Source organism: Algoriphagus aquimarinus (genome assembly GCF_007997215.1).
In the GTDB taxonomy this organism is placed as follows: domain Bacteria; phylum Bacteroidota; class Bacteroidia; order Cytophagales; family Cyclobacteriaceae; genus Algoriphagus; species Algoriphagus aquimarinus_A.
The window spans coordinates 1-19,761 of record NZ_VORW01000031.1 but is presented as its reverse complement, the minus strand read 5'-3'; the positions used below and the strand labels follow the sequence as shown (position 1 = coordinate 19,761).

The window sequence follows — 19,761 nt, the reverse complement described above, 5'->3', positions numbered from 1 at the left end:
TCTAATAACTTTGCACTCCGATTCGAAATAGGGACACGTAAAGAAATTCAATTATAATTAAGATATGGCAAATCACAAATCAGCTCTGAAGAGAATTCGTGCAAACGAAGCTAAGCGTTTGAGAAACAGATATCAGGCTAAAACGACTAGAACTTTCATCAAAAGATTGAAAGCAACTACTGATAAAGTAGAAGCTTCTGAGCTTTACAAGAAAGTATCTTCTATGTTGGATAAATTGGCTAAGAAGAATGTGATTCACAAGAACAACGCAAGCAACAAAAAATCAAGATTGGCCAGGTTCGTTACCGCACTAGGTTAATTTTAGAAGATTTTATTTCTCTAAAACCCTGCTGGTCAGGGTTTTTTTTGTGCCCTGAAGTATTTAAATTCATAAATCATTTTTTAATTGATCACTATGGATACTTACTCCTCTATCAAAATTTCCCAGCTAGCAGAAGAAGATCGCCCACGCGAAAAGCTTCTTCTCAAAGGTAGATCAGCACTTACTGATGCCGAACTCATCGCAATCTTGATTGGCTCGGGTACTCCCTCTGTGAGTGCAGTGGATCTTTCGAAGCACATTCTTGCCAGTGTAAATTATGATCTTCGAGCTTTGGCAAAACTTTCAATTCAGGATTTGAAGAAATTCAAAGGAATAGGGGAGGCAAAAGCCATCTCTATTATCGCAGCGATGGAATTGGCTCGGAGGAGGAAGGACTCCGAACCTGTGGTAAAGCCTAAGATTACCAGTTCGCAGGATATTTATGATCTGATGCGCCCCGAGCTACTTGATGAGCAGGTTGAGTATTTTTATTTGATTTTATTGAATAGAGGCAATCAGGTAATGAAAAAGTATCTCGTGTCCCAAGGCGGTACGGCAGGAACAGTAGTAGATCCTAAAATCGTTTTTAAAATAGCATTGGAGCATCTAGCTCAGTCAATAATACTTGTTCACAATCATCCCAGTGGTAATTTAAGTCCATCAGATCAAGACAAACGCCTCACTCAACGATTGGTCAAAGTAGGTCGGGAATTAGATTTGCCTGTGCTTGACCATGTGATTTTTACAGATGTTGGCTACTTTAGCTTCGCCGATGACGGCATACTCTAATTCTTCAGGAAATAACCTGCTTAAATCAGGTATATTCTCAACAGGCTAGTTGGCCTTTGAATGGAAATTATTAACACATGAAAAATAATACAATTATACTTTTGATTATCTCAGTGGTGGTGTTCGCTGCGGTGGTTTACACCTTAACGAGTGCCGAAACTCCTGAAGATTACATCGAAAAGATCGAGGCAGAGCGTGAAAGACAGTTCAAATTTATCCGCTTTAATTTCGAATCGCCACTGACAGATGAGCAGAAGCAATCATTTACCAAATTGAATTTTTATCCAATCGATCCGACTTATAAGGTGAAGGCTCGTATGGTGACAATAGAGGACAGGAAGGTGAGAGAAGTTCCGCTTACGGACGGGACGAAGGAAAAATACATAGAGCATTCCTGGGCTGAATTTGAGCTCAATGGAAAGTCTGAGAAACTCTTGCTACTCCAAGCAATGAATGAGCCTGATAAGCGCAATTTTTTCTTGGCTTTCGCAGATGAAACCAGTGCTGTGGACACCTATGGCGGAGGTAGATATATCAACGCCCGTCAGGATGGGAAGAATAGTATCACGATTGATTTCAATCTAGCGTACAATCCTTATTGTGCCTATAATCCCGATTATGGTTGCCCACTTCCTCCTAAGGAAAATTTACTGGACATACCAATTCCTGTTGGGGAGAAAAATTACGAGAAATAGCCTTTCTGACTAGCTCAAATCTCTTAAATTTGTACGCATTATTGAATAAAAAGGGGTTTTCGAACCCCTTTTGTTTATCACGCAGATCAATTCAGATTTGCATACATAGTTTTACTGATGAAGATTTCTATAAATCGATTAAAAAAATATATCCCTCATACAGAATCGGCAGAGGAAATCGGCGCATTGCTGACCCAATCCGGTTTGGAAGTGGAGGGAATTGAAGAATTTGTTTCTGTCAAAGGAGGCCTTGAGGGGATCGTGATAGGTGAGGTGTTGACTTGTGAAAAGCATCCCAATGCTGATAAATTAAGCATAACTACAGTCGATATAGGGACTGGGATTTCTCCGATAGTTTGCGGAGCGCCGAATGTTGCTAAAGGACAAAAAGTATTGGTTGCAACTGTTGGAGCAATGCTATATCCTTCTACGGGTGATTCTTTCCAAATCAAAAAAGCAAAGATCAGAGGTGAGGTTTCCGAAGGGATGATTTGTGCTGAGGACGAATTAGGCATTGGTTCCAGCCATGCCGGGATTATGGTGTTAGACACCGACTTGCCAAACGGTACTCCAGCTTCTGAATTCATTGAGATTGGTCAGGATATGGTTTTGGAAATCGGCTTGACACCAAACCGTGCTGATGCAGCGTCCCACTTAGGAGTTGCGCGAGATTTGAAAGCACTTTTGGGTAGAGATTTAGAAATTGATTCTGCGCCTGAGTTTAAAGTTGAGGCTTCCGGTCCTGCGATTCAGGTAGAAGTGGAAAACACTGCTGATTGTCCTCGCTATGCGGGTGTGGTGATCACAGATTTAAAGGTTGGGCCATCTCCAACATGGCTTCAGAATTTTCTGAAAGCGCTGGATTTGGAGCCAATAAATAATGTGGTGGATATCACCAATTTTATTTTACATGATCTAGGTCAGCCATTGCACGCATTTGATGCTGAGAAAATTTCCGAAGGGAAAATCATCGTAGGCAAACTTCCAAAGGATACGGAGTTTGTGACCTTAGACGAAAAGAAGCGAAAGCTTTCCGGTGAAGAATTGATGATCAAAGATCCAAAGGGCGGACTGTGTATAGCTGGGGTTTTTGGTGGAGAAGGTTCTGGAGTTTCCGATAGCACAACTTCCATTTTCTTGGAATCTGCTTATTTTTCTCCTGACATCGTCAGAAAAGGTAGTCAGTTTCATGGGTTGAAGACGGATGCTTCTTTCCGCTTCGAAAGAGGAACTGATCCAAATATGCCGGTTTACGCGCTGAAAATGGCGGTTAAACTACTTCAGGAAACTGCTGGAGGAAAAGTAAGTTCCGAACTTATTGATGTCTACCCAGAGCCGATTCAAGATTTTGTGATCGAAGTGAATTACGGTCATATAAATCGCCTGATAGGTAAGAAAATTGAGCCTGCTCAGGTGAAATCTATTTTGGAAAGTCTGGAGATCAAAGTGGAAAATGAAACAGCAGAAGGCTTTACCGCCACTGCTAAGCCATATAGAGTAGATGTGACTCGTGAAGCGGATATCATCGAAGAAGTGTTGAGGATTTATGGTTTTCACAATGTGGAACTTTCCGAGAATCTTAGAACGGACTACCTCGCTGAGCATCCTGTGAAAGACCTGAATAAGTTGCAGTATCGTTTGACTGAGATTTTGACAGGTCAGGGTTACTACGAGATGATTACCAATAGCTTGACAAAGTCTACTTATGCTGAGAAATCTGGTTTTCTTGATCCAAAAGACAACGTAGTTATTTATAACAAGCTTAGCGAAGATCTTGACGTGATGCGCCAAAGTTTGCTTTACTCTGGGCTGGAGGTTCTGGCGAGAAATATAAACCGTCGTCAGACCGATTTGAAATACTTCGAGTTTGGAACCGTTTATCATAAGGCAGAGGAAGGATATTCAGAAAGCAAAAGGTTGTCACTTTTCCTTACTGGGAAAAAGACTGCCGAAAGCTGGTTGGAACCAACGAAGGGATTTGCGTTTGCAGATTTATATTCAACAGTGGAAGCAATTCTAGAGAAGTTGAACATACAGCCTGGAGATCTTTCGATGGTAGAGACTGCGCCCTATGCTTATGGCTTGAAGATTATGCTTGGTCAAAAGGAATTGGCGACAATTGGTCTGCTTGATGATAAGATTTTGAAGCAGGCAGAAGTGAGGCAAGAAGTGTGGTATGCTGATTTAAACTGGGATTTACTTTGCAAAAAAGCTACTGGTTTGAAGAAGTTTGAGGAGATTTCAAAATTCCCAGAGGTACGAAGAGATCTTTCCTTAGTGATAGACAAAACCATCAGTTACGATCAGGTAAAATCTGTTGCGACGAAATTTGGAGGGAAATTATTAAAAAGAATTGGAGTTTTTGATGTGTACCAAGGTGATAAAATTGATGCAGATAAGAAGGCCTATGCATTAAGTTTTTACTTACAGGATCAGGAAAATACACTGACCGATAAGGTAATTGATAAAACTATGAGTAAATTGATTCAAGCCTTTGAGAAAGAGGTTGGTGCTTTGATAAGAACATAGAAATGATTCAAGAAGAACTGCAAAAATTGGAGAAACTGGCATTACGTGCTAGTAGTAAATTGCTTGAGATAAGTGAAGAAAACCAGCAATTGAAACAAAAATTATCTGAAGTGAGCACTGCTTTGGGTGAAAAAGAGCAGGAAATTGAACATTTTAAAAATAAAATTAAAATTAGTAACATTGTAGACAACCAACCGGTGAATCCGGAACAGTCAACTGAAATGAGTGACCTAATCAATAATTATATACAAGAAATCGATCATTTAATTACCTACTTATCTGAGTGATATGGAGACACTTGCCATCAGGTTAAAAATAGGGGATAGAGAATATCCTATGCGCGTGAAGATCGAGGACGAGTCCAAAATCCGTCATGCTGGCAAGCTGATTAATGAAAAATTAAGAAAGTATAAAGAGGAATTTGGACTGGACGACAATCAGGATTTGCTGGCTATGGTAGCTTTTGATTGCATGGTGGAATCATTGGAGACTAACCAAGTAAATACGGAAGATTCCGAGCATATAAAATCCAGTATTTCTCATATCAATGCCTTGCTTGCTAAGGCTTTGTAATTATTTATAACACAAAAATCAGAAGATTTTTCAGATTCCCCCAGGTTTAATTTATATCCAAAATACCTATGGGAGACATACTATATATTGTCCTCGCAGCCCTAATTGGGACTGGTGCAGGAGCTGCTATTGCTGGCGCATTAATTAAAAATAAAAATTCTAAACTAGAAGAAGAAACCCGAGAGCGTGTGAAATCCATGCTTCGCGAAGCTGAAATCAATGCGGAGTCTATCAAAAAAGACAGGATTCTGGAAGCTAAGGAAAAGTATCTCAAGCTTAAGTCTGAGTTTGATGAGGAGATGGGTAATAAGAAGAATATTATCATCACCAATGAGAATAAAGTTAAGCAAAGAGAGCAGCAGGTTTCCAAGGAATTGGAGCAGGTGAAAAGAAAAGAAGCTGAACTGGATAGCAAATCGGAGAATTTAGCTGCTCAGTTACACTCAGTGAAAGTTAAAAAAGAAGAGCTAGATCGTGTAACTAACCAACGTATTGCTGACTTAGAAAAAGTAGCAAACCTTACCCGCGAAGAAGCTCGTGATCAATTGGTGACTATGCTGACTGAGGAAGCTAATTCCAGAGCATCTTCACAAATCAAAGACATACTCGACGAAGCTAAACTTACTGCTACCAAGCAGGCCAAAAAGATCGTCTTGGATACAATTCAACGTACAGCTACTGAACATGCAGTAGAAAACTGCGTGTCTGTCTTCAATATTGAAAGTGATGATATCAAAGGTAAAATCATCGGTAGAGAAGGTAGAAACATCCGTGCGCTGGAAGCAGCAACTGGAGTGGAGATCGTCGTAGATGATACTCCTGAAGCAATTATTATTTCAGGTTTTGATCCAGTGAGAAGAGAAATAGCAAGACTTTCACTTCATAGATTGGTGCAGGATGGGCGTATTCACCCAGCTAGAATTGAAGAAGTCGTAGCCAAAACAGAAAAGAACATAGAAGAAGAAATCGTCGAAATCGGTGAGAGAACTTGTATAGACCTAGGTATTCATGGCTTACATCCTGAGTTGATCAGAATGGTGGGACGTATGAGATATAGATCCTCCTATGGTCAGAACTTACTTCAGCACTCTAGAGAAGTAGCCAAGCTTTGTGCTACTATGGCTGCTGAAATGGGATTGAATGCCAAGATGGCTAAGCGTGCAGGTTTGCTTCATGATATCGGAAAAGTATGGCATGAAGAGCAGGAGCTTCCTCACGCAGTATTGGGGATGGAGCTTGCGAAGCGATACAAAGAACATCCAGAGATTTGTAATGCAATCGGAGCTCACCACGATGAAATTGAGATGACTTCCATGATCTCGCCTATAGTGCAGGCCTCTGATGCTATTTCGGGCGCAAGACCAGGCGCAAGACGTGAAGTGATGGATAGTTATATCAAACGCCTGAAAGACCTTGAGGAGCTCGCGTTGAGCTTTGACGGAGTAAACAAATGTTTTGCTATGCAGGCGGGTCGTGAACTTCGGGTTTTGGTAGATGCAGATAATGTAGATGACACTACAGCAGGTAAACTTTCTTTTGATATTTCTCAGAGAATTGAAAAGGAAATGCAGTATCCTGGCCAGATCAAAATCACGGTTATTCGTGAAATGAGATCCGTAAATTATGCTAGATAACTTATGAATTAATTCTTACTTTAAGGGCAGCTACTCATCGGTAGCTGTCTTTTTTTTGCACATATGTTATTACTTCATTCGCTCTTACTTGAGATTTTCGAATGGCTCTATGATGGAGTTACCTATTTGAATAGGCGAAAAATCACGAGTTCGGAAAGAACAATTTTAGAAAATACTTTTCCTTACTACCAAAGACTCAATCAAAAGCATAAAAATGAGTTTGTGAAAAAATTGGAATTGGTCTTAACCGGCAAATCATTTATAGGCAGGTCAGATATTAGAGTTATTACTCCAGAAATGAAAGTGCTCATTGGAGCAACCATCGTAATGGTGACTTTTGGCTGGGATGATCTTCGTCTTCCTCATTTCAGCAAAATTTTGATCTATCCAGACAGTTATTATAGTACTATTTCTAAGCAGTATCATCGTGGGGAAGTAAATCCTAGACACGGTATTATTGCTATGTCCTGGAATTGTTTTTTGAACGGAATGGAAAATGAAAGTGATGGAGTGAACCTGGGTATTCACGAGGTAGCCCATGCCTTGAAACTAGAAAATCAGATTTATTACAATGGTGAAAGTGAGTTCTTCAATCCTGAAATTTATGATGACTTTAAGATCATGGCAAATGAAGAAATAGAAAAAATAAAAGCCGGAAACTTGACTGTGTTTAGGTCAAGTGCCGGCTTTAATGAAGATGAATTCTTTGCGGTAGCTTTGGAGACTTTCTTCGAAAAACCTCACAAGTTTTTTGAATACAATCCTGTACTTTATGGGACTTTGGTACGCCTGATGCGCCAAGACCCGCGAGTTTGGATCAGGCAGTAGGTACTCTTCATATCCACAAAAGAGTCTGCTACGCTTCCATTAATTTCTTCAGGATTTTAATAGCAGCTTCTGAAAGTACTGTACCAGGGCCAAAAACCTCCGATACTCCCGCGTCAAAAAGGAATTGGTAGTCTTGAGTAGGGATCACGCCTCCAGCTACGACCATTATATCTGGTCTTCCTAATTCTTTCAAAGCTTTGATCAATTGCGGTACTAAGGTCTTGTGGCCAGCGGCCAAAGAGGAGGCTCCTACAATATGGACGTCATTCTCTATTGCTTGCTGAGCAACTTCTTCTGGAGTTTGGAAAAGCGGCCCGATGTCCACGTCAAACCCCATGTCAGCAAAACCAGTGGCAATGATTTTCGCACCCCTGTCATGGCCATCTTGGCCCATTTTGGCCACCATGATTCTCGGACGCCGACCTTCCATTTCTGCGAATTCGTCAGATAGGGCAATGGCGTTCTTAAAAGATTCCTGATTTTTCACTTCTGCTGCATAAACTCCCGTGATAGATTTTGTTTGTGCTTGATGACGACCAAAAACCGCTTCCATCGCATCTGAAATCTCTCCTAAAGTAGCTCTTTTTCTCGCTGCATCGATAGCCAATTCAAGTAGATTACCATCACCTGACTTAGCTGCTTGAGTAATGACTTTCAGGCTTTTGTCTACCTCTTCCTGATTTCTTGAATCCTTCACGGCCTTGAGTCTTGCTAGTTGAGATTCCCTAACGGCTTGATTATCCACATCCCGTACTTCAATTTCTGATTTTTCATCTACTTGATAGCGATTCACTCCAACAATTATGTCTCGTCCACTGTCTATCCTCGCCTGTTTTTTGGCGGCAGCCTCTTCGATTCTGAGCTTAGGCAATCCAGCTTCTATGGCTTTTGCCATTCCGCCTAGTTCTTCTACTTCTTCTATCAAAGACCAAGAGCGTTCTACCAATTGATCTGTCAAGAACTCCACATAATGGGATCCTCCCCATGGATCAACGACCTTAGTGACGCCTGTTTCTTCCTGAAGTACCAGTTGTGTGTTTCTGGCAATTCTAGCAGAAAAATCAGTAGGCAATGCGATAGCTTCATCAAGAGAATTCGTGTGAAGGGATTGCGTGTGTCCCATGACAGCAGCAAGAGCTTCGATGGCTGTGCGAGTTACATTATTATAAGGGTCTTGTTCGGTGAGTGACCAGCCAGAAGTTTGGCAGTGAGTTCTAAGAGCAAGTGACTTGTCAGATTTTGGATTGAACTGCTTGACGATTTTCGCCCAGAGCAAGCGGCCTGCCCGCATCTTGGCGATTTCCATAAAGTAGTTCATGCCAATCGCCCAGAAGAATGAAAGTCTAGGAGCAAAATCGTCTATATCCAAACCGGCTTGTACCCCTGTTCGCAGATACTCCAATCCGTCAGCAAGCGTATAAGCCAATTCTATATCTGCGGTAGCTCCAGCTTCCTGCATGTGATAGCCAGAAATAGAGATGGAATTGAAGCGTGGCATGCGCTCTGAAGTGAATTTGAAAATATCAGCGATGATTCGCATCGATGGTTGAGGTGGATAGATATAGGTGTTTCGCACCATGAATTCCTTCAGAATGTCATTCTGTATCGTTCCGTTTAATTGCTCAGGCTTGACGCCTTGCTCTTCTGCAGCTACTATGTAAAAAGCCAAAATTGGAATCACAGCTCCGTTCATGGTCATGGAAACGGACATCTGATCCAGCGGAATCTGATCAAATAGGATCTTCATATCTTCCACAGAATCGATCGCAACGCCAGCTTTTCCCACGTCTCCGACAACACGAGGATGATCCGAATCATATCCTCTGTGAGTAGCTAGGTCAAATGCTACTGAAAGTCCCTTTTGACCTCCAGCTAGGTTTTTCCTGTAAAAAGCATTGGATTCTTCGGCAGTAGAAAAACCTGCATATTGGCGAATTGTCCAAGCACGCATGCGATACATCGTGCTGTATGGACCTCTCAAATAGGGTGGAATTCCTGCTGCAAAATTTACATGCGAGAGTTGAGCGATCTGCGAAGGATCAAAAACTGGTGGGATTGAAATCTGTTCAGGGGCTTCCCAATTAGTAGTATCTTCAATGGAGGACGTCTGAATCTCTGCAGATTTCCAATTTTTTAGGTCTGGTCTCATGCGTGATTCAGTATGTTTTGTTCTACAAAGTATGTTGCTCTGCTTGGAAGCAGCTCAAAGTCTTTTTCAACTATTGGCTCAAAAGCAAGGTGATTTTCTAGCTTTCCTTTGGCGAGGTATTTATTTGCCCCAACTTTTATATTCGAGTCTGACAAAACTTTCTTCTGGGCAGTTTCTCGCGAAAGTCGAATGCTAGCATGGAGCGTCCTGTCTTCGAAGCTTTTCAGCCAGCCTCCTTTTTCTTCCAAATCCTGAAGGCCTTCGATTACGGATTTTTCTATTTCCCGTTGAAGTGTTTCTAAGTAATATGATCCAGCGCTAGGGTCCATGACTTTATCCAAATAGCTTTCTTCTTTGAGAATTGAAGAAACATTTCTCGCGATTCTCTTTTCGAGAACGGAGGCATCTTTTCCTTCAGTTGGCTTCACCCAAAGGGAATTTCCTCCTCCAAGAATCCCTGCCATCGCTTCATAAGTCTGGCGAATGAGATTGGTGTTTTTATCCAGAAGTGATTTGCTCCATTGGCTGGTAGAGGTGATGATGTGAATACTCTCCATCTCGATCTGCACGCCGTAGTTGGTTGCTAGTTCCACGATGAGCTTTCGCAAAGCTTTCACTTTAGCGATTTCGGCAAAGTGTGAATCACCGACAGCAGTATGAAAAGCCAAATTTTCAAAAACTTGAGTTGGAGAAATCGCTCTTTTGGAAAGCACATCTATCAACTCGATGACTTCTCCCAATCCATAGGTCAGTTCCTCGATACCAGTAGCCCCAGAATTTGCGTAGCGAGACAAATCTATTGTCATCGGATAAAATTCTCTAAACTCCTTGAAATCATTTATCGCTTTAGCCGCTTGGTTGACTCCCCAATCGAATTTTTTTTCACTTTGAAATAGCTCATCACAAGGAGACCATACTATAGCTCCGCGTAGCATTCCAGGTTTAAGAGTTAGAGATTCTATCCATTCTTGTATCAAATGAAAAAACTGGATCGTCTCTCCAGTAGGCAGGAAATTGGTGGATATAAACTCAGTATGTACTGCTTTTAAAAGTTGATTTAAATTTTCTGTTCCATCTAAACAAACTACTAATCCATCCGCACCATTTTGAAGGGCATGAAGGATTTCTTCATTTGTCTCTTTTTCATTTTCTGGACATACAGAAACTACATTATCCCAGACACGAGGAGATGTCCCGGGGATTTTAGAGTTTGGATGAAATTTATATTCGCCAGCTAGGCCATCTACATCTTCTGATGTGTAGAAGGGAGAGATTTTGACTTTGTCCCAAAGTGAAGATGTAAGTGTGTCGTCAAAATCTTTTCCTTTTAGGTCTCTTTTTACTTGATCAATCCACTCCTTTTTACTGGATGGAGGGAATGTATAGAAGGTCTGATCTGTCATAGTTGGGTTTACAATTGTACTTAATCTGCATTTCTACGAATAAAAACCATTTCTTAATTAGTGCTTGTATATCAAAATGGCCTTTCTCAAAATTAGGAAAATGAGGGAGAAATAAAGAAGCTAAAGGAATCACTTTATTATTTCGATTTGTTTTCCACATCTTTTCAAAAGCCTGAAAACTAGAATAGTTACTGTTTTTGACCGAAATGAGACCCTATATCACTTTAAAATTGATGCATAAAACTGAAAAGGATTTTATCACCAAATTTCCTTTGGTAGGAAAAAGGGAGTTGTCCAAAAACTCAATATTTCAAGAAGAAATCAATTTTTTATTTAAGTTAATTTTCATCAAATTTGACACCCTTGCACCTACCGCAAGATCTTTGTTTTTCAGAAATCTTCTCTAATGAGTTCAGAAGCTAGCGCCGTTTGGAATGAATGTTTACGTGTTATAGAACAACACGTCAATGAGCAGAGCTTTTCAACTTGGTTTAAGCCCATTAATCCAGTAAAACTTGAAGGTACTTCACTGACCATTCAGGTTCCAAGCCAATTCTTCTATGAATGGCTGGAGGATAATTATGTGCAGGAATTAAAAATTGCCATTAAGACTACCTTGGGGCAAAGTGGGAGATTGGAATATGCTGTGGTGGTCGATAGGGGAAATTCTTCGAATCAACCCTATGTAGTTTCTTTTCCTCAGGGAAATGCTGGAAATAATAAAAAGTCTCAATTACCGGAAGAGCCGGACAAGACGCCATTTGAGATGAAGTCGCTTAATGCTGAAGCGTTGACGAATAGTAATCTTAATCCTACTTATACATTCACTACTTATATAGAAGGAGATTGCAATAGACTGGCGAGGTCTGCTGGTTTTGCCGTGGCGACTAAGCCCGGAATCACTTCCTTTAACCCTTTGATGGTGTATGGTGGAGTTGGACTGGGAAAAACTCACTTGGTTCAGGCGATAGGAAATGAAATCAAAAATGGCCCGGATAATAAATTCGTGTTATACGTTTCTTCAGAGAAATTTGTGAATCAATTCATGGACTCCATAAAAGATGGGAATGTGAAAAGCTTTACCAATTTCTACATGCAAGTAGATGTGCTGATCATTGATGATATTCAGTTTCTAGCAGGAAAGGATAGAACTCAAGAGATGTTCTTCCATATTTTTAATCACCTGCATCAGAGCAAAAAACAAATCATCATGACTTCAGATTGTCCGCCTAGGGATCTGAAAGGCTTGGAGGAGCGTCTACTTTCTCGATTCAAATGGGGTTTGACGGCAGATCTTCAAATGCCTGATTTTGAAACTAGAGTAGCGATTATCCGTAGAAAAATGCAATCTGAAGGGATTGTCATACCTGATGACGTAGTAGAATACCTTGCTTACACGGTCGATACAAACGTTCGTGAACTTGAAGGGATTCTTATTTCTCTTATTGCCCATGCTTCACTGAATCGCGTGGAGATCAGCTTGGAACTTGGGAAGACGGTGATGAAAAACATCATCAAGGACATTGAGACTGAAGTTGGAGTTGACTTTATTCAGAAGTCCGTTTCAGAATATTACGGAATAGCACTTGATGACCTGAAAGCAAAAACCCGTAAGAAGGAAATTGTAACAGCTCGACAGGTAGCGATGTATTTCTGTAAGGAATTTACCAATCACTCCTTGAAGTCAATTGGATATCACTTTGGCGGTAGAGATCACTCTACAGTAATTCATGCTGTGCAGACGGTGAATGATATCATGGAAACTGATAGTTCCTTCCGAAATTCAGTCCTAGAGCTGAAGAAGAAATTTAAGATGAGATCTTATTAAAAGGGGCTTTTAGTCCTTTTACTTTTAACTATTTACCTCTCACAAAAGGTATAATTCACGATAATTAGGGAGGCTTACTCATTTAACTTTTTAGCCATAGTCTCTTCAAATCGCTGTAGCAGTCTGATGTAACGTTTTTGGATGTTTTCCAGAAAATTCTCTTGCGTATCGATTTCATAAATAGGGTTGTATTGAATACGATCTATCACGATGTCTAGCCAAGCTTTTCCATCATCGATTAAGTCTGCATGAAAAGCTTCAACTGTCAAATCCCTAGATCCTGAAAATGGACCTTTACCTATTTGTTTGAAATATTGGGTAATCACATGCAGTGCTAGCTCATGAGTTTCTTCAAAATGCTTCAAAATATCTCTGGACTGCGACTCTGTTAGCTTGCCGTTTTTAGCACGTCTTGCATAATCTGTAAGGTCCGCCAATTCAGCACTGAATTCTTCTAAGCATTTCTCGCAGGTTTTTATGACGGTTTTCATTGGAAGACGAGTTTTGGGTGTGAATGCATTTTGACTGAACAGAAAGTCCATTTAAAGTACTAAAATGATTCGATATAACTAAGTTATTTCGGTTGAAAAAGGCTGCTACATTGCTCTAACCTTCAAAACTCGTCCTCCTAAAATTTACCTCACATTATAAGTCTGCATAAATGGCTGGCCATTGGAAGCAACTCCTTCAAGAAGTAATCTTCCGCTGAATTTCTCCAAATATGCCCCGACTTTGTTCGGATCCTTGGCAGGATCACCATTGATCTGAGTAATAACAAAACCTTCTCTCAAACCGAGTTCTCTTAGATAGCCTCGTGTCAAGCCGGTGATTTTGATTCCATAATCAACACCAAACTTGTCTTTCTCTATTGTATTGACTGCTTCTAGTCTGGCTCCCAAAACTCCAGAAGTGTAAAACTCTCTCTTGATAACTCCATTGCCACCTTCCAGATTTTGAAGCTGGAGGTTGGCTGATTTCATAGACCCATTTCTGAGAAAAGTGACTGAAAGATCTTCTCCAGGATAATAATAGGAGAGAGCTTCTTCAAAACTTCCTTTTCCTGTAATCGCCTGAGATCCGAGTTTAATGATTACGTCATTTCGTTGAAGACCAGATCTCTCTGCTGCACCATTTTTTATCACGTGGGTCACGATCACACCGTTAAGTGTTTCTATGCTCATCTCTTCGGCCAGTTCAGGTGTGATTTCCACTGCTTCAATTCCTGGAATGGCTTTTTGAACCTCGCCGTATTGAATCAGATCATTCGATACTTTCATGGCTATATCTACAGGAACAGCGAAGCCATAGCCTGTGTAAGAGCCAGTTCTAGATAGGATAGCCGTATTAATTCCGACCAATTCTCCATTGACATTGACCAGCGCTCCACCTGAGTTTCCAGGATTAATCGGGGCATCTGTTTGGATAAAACTTTCCAAAGGAAAATCTCCTCCCAGTATATTGATTTGTCTTTCTTTTGCAGAAACTATCCCCGCAGTGACAGTGGAGGTAAGGTTAAATGGATTGCCGACTGCAAGCACCCATTCGCCAATTTTTAAATCTCGGCTGCTGCCACGCTTGATTGCAGGGAGATTTGTTTCCTCAATTTTCAATACAGCGATATCCGTGTTTTTGTCCGTACCGACAAGAGTTGCCTTGTATGTCCTTTTTTTGTGGACGACCTCAATCGTTTCTGCTCTGTCTATCACGTGATTATTAGTCACTATGTAACCATCTCCAGAGATAATTACACCTGATCCTGTGCTCACTTGCTGCGAAGGGGCGCCTCCTCCACCGAAGAAATAGTCAAACATGCTATATCTTCTTGGGTCAGTTCCTGAAAAGTTCTTGATAAAAACGACAGATTCTGTGCTGTTTTCAGAAGCCTCTACAAATGAAATAGGTGCATCAGTAGAGGGGTAGGAATTTACTGGCTGGTATTGAGAAGCAAAGCTTACTTCTGTTTGATTGCTTTGGGGGAAGTCAGAGAATTGCTCTGGATCATTAAAATCGATTGTGCTCCAAACTGCAGCTCCGGCCAAGCCTGCCAGAAAGGAAACTCCGGTTGTTTTGAATAGACTGTTCATAGGCGAATCATTTATCAATTTGACGAACGTGAAGATTTACAGTTCTATAAATTCACATTATTTAAGTTCCGAATTAGCGAGATCACTCACTTTTGACCTTTAAAATTATGCCATTTGGCAAAAACTGACGATTTGTACGAGGAAAAGTCTAAGCATCTTGTAATTTTGTCAGCTATTGAGAAAACTCTCCACATCATGAGAGTTTTAATTGCTCAACAATCCCAAACTGAATGACAGAACCCAAACGCGTAGCCATCCTGGGCAGCACCGGAAGTATTGGTACTCAAACCCTAGAGGTAATTCGTCAGCATCCTGAAGACTTTATCGTAGAGGTTCTTACCGCCCAAAATAATGCGGATTTACTGATAGCCCAGGCATTGGAATTCACTCCAAATGCAGTGGTGATCGGAAATGAGAAACTTTATGCACAAGTGCGAGATGTCTTGCAGCCAAAAGATATCAAAGTCTATGCAGGCATCAAGGCGATTGCTCAAGTAGTCGAGATGGAAACTATCGATGTGGTATTAACTGCGTTGGTTGGTTATTCTGGCTTGATTCCTACTGTAAATGCGATCAAAGCTGGAAAGCAAATTGCACTGGCAAATAAGGAGACTTTGGTGGTAGCAGGAGAAATCATCACTGCACTAGCGAAGGAGAATCGAGTGAATATCTATCCGGTTGATTCGGAGCATTCGGCAATTTTTCAATGCCTGATAGGTGAGTTTCACAATCCAATTGAGAAAATTATCCTTACTGCATCCGGTGGGCCATTCAGAGGAAAAGATAGAACTTTCTTAGAGACTGTTACAAGAGAGCAGGCACTCAAACATCCCAACTGGGATATGGGGGCAAAGATTACCATCGACTCGGCTTCCCTGATGAACAAGGGATTGGAAGTGATAGAAGCGAAATGGTTGTTTGGGTTGAAAACCGAACAGATAGATGTAGTCGTACATCCACAGAGTATCATTCATTCGATGGTGCAGTTTGAGGATGGATCTATCAAAGCACAACTCGGATTGCCGGATATGCGTATCCCAATTCAGTTTGCCCTCAGCTTTCCTGATCGATTGAAAAGTGATTTCGAGAGATTTGACTTTATGAATTACCCACAATTGACCTTCGAACAACCAGATTTAAAGACTTTCAAAAACCTTCAATTGGCTTATGATGCCCTTGCAAAAGGCGGTAATGCACCTTGTGTGCTAAATGCTGCAAATGAAATTGCGGTAGCTGCTTTCTTGAATAAAGAGGTGGGTTTTCTTGAAATGTCTGATTTGATTGGCGAAACTCTGGAAAAAGCTGAGTTTATTGCACATCCAAATTTGGAGGATTATGTGGAGACTGATAAGCGGGCAAGAGAAATTACTATAGAACTAATAACGAATAAAGTATAATGGATACCTTAATAATGGTGGGCCAATTACTCCTGGGATTATCGATTCTGGTGGGTTTACACGAGTTGGGCCACTTGCTTACCGCCAAGATGTTTGGCATGAGAGTAGAGAAATTTTCAATTGGATTTCCTCCGAAAATCGCTGGTTTCCAGTGGGGAGAAACTGAATATTCAATAGGCGCTATACCATTAGGAGGATTTGTGAAAATCTCCGGAATGGTGGATGAATCGATGGATGCTGATCAGATGGCTGGAGAACCGCAGCCTTGGGAATTCAGGTCCAAACCAGCTTGGCAGCGTCTAATCGTCATGCTAGGTGGGATTATAGTCAATGTCGTCACCGGTATTGTCATCTTTGTAATCTTGGTTTTCAACAATGGTGAAACCTATTTCTCTCGCGATCAAGTTGTACAAAATGGCATTGTAGCCTTGGAGATCGGTGAATCTATCGGCTTGAAAACCGGAGATAAGGTTCTTGATATCAATGGTGAGCCATACCAATCAATCAATGATTTGACAGCAGGTTCTGCTTTGCTTAGCGAAAATGGATACTACACAGTAGATCGTGGAGGAGAAATCTTACAAGTAGAGATCCCAAGAGGCTTTATTAATTCCTTTAACAGTCAGGATGCGATGAATAGCTTTGTCGATATCCGATATCCATTTGAGCTAAAAGTAATAGACGAAGGTGGCGCAGCTGATAAGGCTGGAATCACTGCTGAAGATAAAATTCTGTCCGTAAATGGTCAGCCTGTCACCTATTTTGACGAGCTGCAATCTGTATTGGCGAAAGCCAAAAGCCAGGAAGCAGATGTAGAGCTACTGACTAGCGCAAATGACACCATACACACGATGGTGGCAGTCACTGAGCGAGGCACGATTGATATAGCGGTGACTCCGATGATAGAGATGGTGCAGCGCAAATATGGTTTTGGAGAAGCACTTGCGAAAGGAACTTCTAAAGCATTTACCGTAGTTATCGTGAATGCGAAGGCGATGGGTAAGATGTTTACAGGTGAAGTCTCTACCAAGAACGTAAGTGGTCCTATAGGCATGGCAAAAATCTACGGTGATACCTGGGACTGGACGAAGTTCTGGACTATTACTGGTTTGATCTCTATGATTTTGGCATTTATGAACCTACTGCCTATCCCAGCATTGGATGGTGGTCATGTGATTTTCTTGCTTTATGAGATGATCTCGGGACGAGCGCCTTCAGATCGTTTCTTAGAAAATGCTCAGAAGGTAGGTATGGTCATATTGCTAGCCTTGATGGTTTTCGCAATAGGAAATGATGTACTGAAGCTATTTACAGGGGAGGGTTAACCCACATAAATTAGAATTTAAAGCCGGGAGAAATCTCGGCTTTTTTTTTATGCCTAAATCCATGTAATGCATACTGTTAGTTTGATTTTTTGTATCTATTTTCAGGGTTTAAAATATTGTTAGTAATGAAATTAAGAACTTCGAAAATCCAGTGTCTACTTGGCTTACTATTCCTTTCATTTGCCTCTATCGCTCAGGAGGGAAAAGTGATGGATTCCTATGTAATCCTTAATAGTGGAAAGGAGGTCAAGGGCCATATTGAGGGTAAGTTTGACTTGGAGACTTATACTGAAATCATATTTATTACCCATTCAGGAGAGAAATCAGTTTACCTGCCAGGTGAAATTCAAGGTTTTGGACTAGAAAGTGGTCGGTTTTTTAAGTCTGAAACCATTCCATTGCAAGATCAAGCTGTTTTTGCACAAGTACTAGTCTCAGGTATGTTGGAGCTGTATAAGTGGGATAATAAATATTTTATCAATCGGGAAGGCACTGTCATAGAACTCAAAGTAAACAAGTCCACCAGGACTGAAAACGGGAAACTAGTGAATGTGAACAGCAACCAATATGTTGGTGTGTTGACCTTGGCTATGAATGATAAATGTGGGGTTGGCCTTAAGAGAAGAATAGAAACAACAAGATTGACTGACAGAGATTTGATTGCATTGTTTTCAGAGTATTATACTTGTAATAGCCAGCCATTTGAAATTTATGCTTCTGAGGTCCCATATTCTAAATTGGCTTTTAGACTACAAGGTGGACTAGGTTTAATTGGTATGATGGAATATGAGTCAACCAAGAAGGATGTGAATTATAGTCTAGATAAGGCTAGCGCCCCTTATTTTGAATTAGGAGTAAGGTTCAGTGAATTTAGGAATGCACCGAGACTGTTGGTAGATCTAGGCTTAGGGTATATGTCAGAAAGCAACACATTACTTTTGGATGCTAGTTTGGTTTCTTTTGACCTATCGGGAAGTGAAAAGTACAAATCATCTTCTTTCCTAGTCCCTATCCATTTGAGTTATATTGTATATAGGCAAAATAGGAATGAGGTTTACACTGGAGTCGGATTGACTTTTTGGGCTTCGAAATTCAAGGCTGATATGGGCGAGCTCGTTATTGATAATGGAGAGCCGAACCCGAATGTGATCAATTCGATATTTGTTGATCGTAAGGAAATGGCTGTAAGCCCAAATTTAAAAGTAGGGTATAGACGTGCCTTGTCAGAGGAGACCGGTTTGTTTGTTGAGCTTAAAGGTGATTTCCTGATCAAAAACATGGATTTTTATCCACTTACCTATCATGCTGTCTATAATTATTTGGTTGGTACCCTGTCTGTGGGGATTGAGCTGTAAAAGTTAATACTGTAAGAAATATAGGTGGACTAACGGGCTTTTTATGCAGCATTTCTATGGTAATCACCTTAGAGATTAGTACTAGGTTGTAGTTAGTGAAGCCGGAATAAATCGCGGCTTTTTTTGTTTTCTGTGGAGCTTTAAAATCTCCTAAATTTATTTTCAACTAATCTATTGTTGCGTATTACGAATCTTATTATCTAGTGCGATAATTTGATTTTCTATGGTTAAGATTTTGAGAGTGGTAGCTGTCTTGTTTCTGATAGCCATGCCATTTTTTTATGCCCAAGCGCAGAGTGGATATGTGGAGGAAAGTGTCTGGTCCAATGTGAATACAGCCTCAGGACAAGCATCGGATTTCATTATCACTAATAATGGGACAAAGCTTTTTGGTGTAATTCAAAGAAACTTTGATTACACCGAATATGACAAAGTAATTTTTGAAGCTAGTAATGGTGGGAATACTTATTTGCCTGCAGAACTCAAAGCCTTTGGTCTGGATAATGGGCAATTTTTTATGAGTAAAAGGCTTCCGGATTCATCAGAATTGGAATTTGTCCAGATTCTATTTTCAGGGAACCTACAATTGGATTATAAGAAGGGGAAGTATTATATAGATAATGGTTTAGAAATTCAAGAGCTGAGGGCCTATTACGAAGATATCACAGTGGATGGTGAGAAGCGCAGGCGTAGTATCAAATTATATATTTCTATACTGAAAATCACTACTGTCCGAGAAACGGTTTAAAATTTAGGGGAAGCTTCGTTTGAGAAGCTTCCCCTTTTCTGTATTTTCAGTTTACCACAACCAATAAATACAGCAGATGAAAAATACACATTTCTTCGGACA

The 19,761-nt window shown here is 40.6% G+C and carries 17 protein-coding genes; 13 read left to right on the top strand and 4 right to left on the bottom strand.

Annotated features, from left to right (window positions below):
* The first annotated feature begins 64 nt into the window (after window positions 1–64).
* The 8 genes from rpsT to ESV85_RS21305 all read left to right on the top strand — a co-directional run bounded on the left by rpsT (window position 65) and on the right by ESV85_RS21305 (window position 7,370).
* Window positions 65–319, top strand: coding sequence for a 30S ribosomal protein S20 (gene rpsT, locus ESV85_RS21340; RefSeq protein WP_146921261.1), 255 nt, complete (start codon window positions 65–67; stop codon window positions 317–319).
* A 96-nt stretch (window positions 320–415) separates the two neighbouring features.
* Window positions 416–1,111 (top strand): RadC family protein, encoded by a 696-nt coding sequence (radC, locus tag ESV85_RS21335; protein WP_146921259.1) that lies wholly within the window; start codon window positions 416–418, stop codon window positions 1,109–1,111.
* Between the two features lie 77 nt (window positions 1,112–1,188).
* Window positions 1,189–1,806 carry a DUF1684 domain-containing protein gene (locus ESV85_RS21330; protein WP_146921257.1) on the top strand — a complete coding sequence of 206 codons (618 nt, stop codon included), beginning with the start codon at window positions 1,189–1,191 and terminating at the stop codon, window positions 1,804–1,806.
* 117 nt (window positions 1,807–1,923) lie between these two features.
* A complete protein-coding gene (pheT, locus tag ESV85_RS21325; RefSeq protein ID WP_146921255.1) occupies window positions 1,924–4,335 on the top strand; it encodes a phenylalanine--tRNA ligase subunit beta in 2,412 nt (803 codons plus the stop codon).
* Window positions 4,336–4,337: 2 nt separating this feature from the next.
* Entirely contained in the window at window positions 4,338–4,622 is a 285-nt protein-coding gene (locus tag ESV85_RS21320; protein WP_146921254.1) for a hypothetical protein, read from the top strand.
* Window position 4,623: 1 nt separating this feature from the next.
* A complete protein-coding gene (locus tag ESV85_RS21315; protein WP_092896234.1) occupies window positions 4,624–4,908 on the top strand; it encodes a cell division protein ZapA in 285 nt (94 codons plus the stop codon).
* A gap of 68 nt (window positions 4,909–4,976) precedes the next feature.
* Window positions 4,977–6,542, top strand: a complete 1,566-nt coding sequence (gene rny, locus ESV85_RS21310; protein ID WP_146921252.1) for a ribonuclease Y — start codon at window positions 4,977–4,979, stop codon at window positions 6,540–6,542.
* Between the two features lie 63 nt (window positions 6,543–6,605).
* Entirely contained in the window at window positions 6,606–7,370 is a 765-nt protein-coding gene (locus tag ESV85_RS21305; RefSeq protein ID WP_146921250.1) for a zinc-dependent peptidase, read from the top strand.
* Window positions 7,371–7,398: 28 nt separating this feature from the next.
* On the opposite strand, the gene scpA is transcribed toward ESV85_RS21305, so the two are convergent.
* A complete protein-coding gene (gene scpA / locus ESV85_RS21300; RefSeq protein ID WP_146921248.1) occupies window positions 7,399–9,519 on the bottom strand; it encodes a methylmalonyl-CoA mutase in 2,121 nt (706 codons plus the stop codon).
* The gene (locus ESV85_RS21295; protein ID WP_146921246.1) at window positions 9,516–10,922 is read right to left on the bottom strand and encodes a methylmalonyl-CoA mutase family protein; all 1,407 of its coding nucleotides are present in this window, start codon (window positions 10,920–10,922) and stop codon (window positions 9,516–9,518) included. The genes scpA and ESV85_RS21295 overlap by 4 nt, the downstream gene beginning before the upstream one ends.
* 406 nt (window positions 10,923–11,328) lie before the next feature.
* On the opposite strand from ESV85_RS21295, the gene dnaA reads away from it, so the two are divergent.
* Complete coding sequence (gene dnaA / locus ESV85_RS21290) at window positions 11,329–12,750, top strand: chromosomal replication initiator protein DnaA (protein ID WP_146921244.1); 1,422 nt, start codon at window positions 11,329–11,331, stop codon at window positions 12,748–12,750.
* Window positions 12,751–12,824: 74 nt separating this feature from the next.
* Here dnaA and ESV85_RS21285 read toward each other — a convergent pair whose 3' ends face one another.
* Both ESV85_RS21285 and ESV85_RS21280 read right to left on the bottom strand, forming a co-directional pair.
* Window positions 12,825–13,241 carry a nucleotidyltransferase substrate binding protein gene (locus tag ESV85_RS21285; protein WP_146921242.1) on the bottom strand — a complete coding sequence of 139 codons (417 nt, stop codon included), beginning with the start codon at window positions 13,239–13,241 and terminating at the stop codon, window positions 12,825–12,827.
* Window positions 13,242–13,385: 144 nt separating this feature from the next.
* Complete coding sequence (locus ESV85_RS21280; RefSeq protein WP_146921240.1) at window positions 13,386–14,834, bottom strand: trypsin-like peptidase domain-containing protein; 1,449 nt, start codon at window positions 14,832–14,834, stop codon at window positions 13,386–13,388.
* Window positions 14,835–15,064: 230 nt separating this feature from the next.
* Here ESV85_RS21280 and ESV85_RS21275 point away from each other — a divergent pair, with 230 nt between their 5' ends.
* The 4 genes from ESV85_RS21275 (at window position 15,065) to ESV85_RS21260 (ending at window position 19,659) form a co-directional block, all read left to right on the top strand.
* A complete protein-coding gene (locus ESV85_RS21275) occupies window positions 15,065–16,231 on the top strand; it encodes a 1-deoxy-D-xylulose-5-phosphate reductoisomerase (RefSeq protein WP_146921238.1) in 1,167 nt (388 codons plus the stop codon).
* Window positions 16,231–17,556, top strand: coding sequence for an RIP metalloprotease RseP (gene rseP, locus ESV85_RS21270; RefSeq protein ID WP_146921236.1), 1,326 nt, complete (start codon window positions 16,231–16,233; stop codon window positions 17,554–17,556). The genes ESV85_RS21275 and rseP overlap by 1 nt, the downstream gene beginning before the upstream one ends.
* 125 nt (window positions 17,557–17,681) lie before the next feature.
* Entirely contained in the window at window positions 17,682–18,911 is a 1,230-nt protein-coding gene (locus ESV85_RS21265; protein ID WP_146921235.1) for a hypothetical protein, read from the top strand.
* Window positions 18,912–19,134: 223 nt separating this feature from the next.
* Window positions 19,135–19,659, top strand: a complete 525-nt coding sequence (locus ESV85_RS21260) for a hypothetical protein (RefSeq protein ID WP_146921233.1) — start codon at window positions 19,135–19,137, stop codon at window positions 19,657–19,659.
* Window positions 19,660–19,761 lie beyond the last annotated feature (102 nt).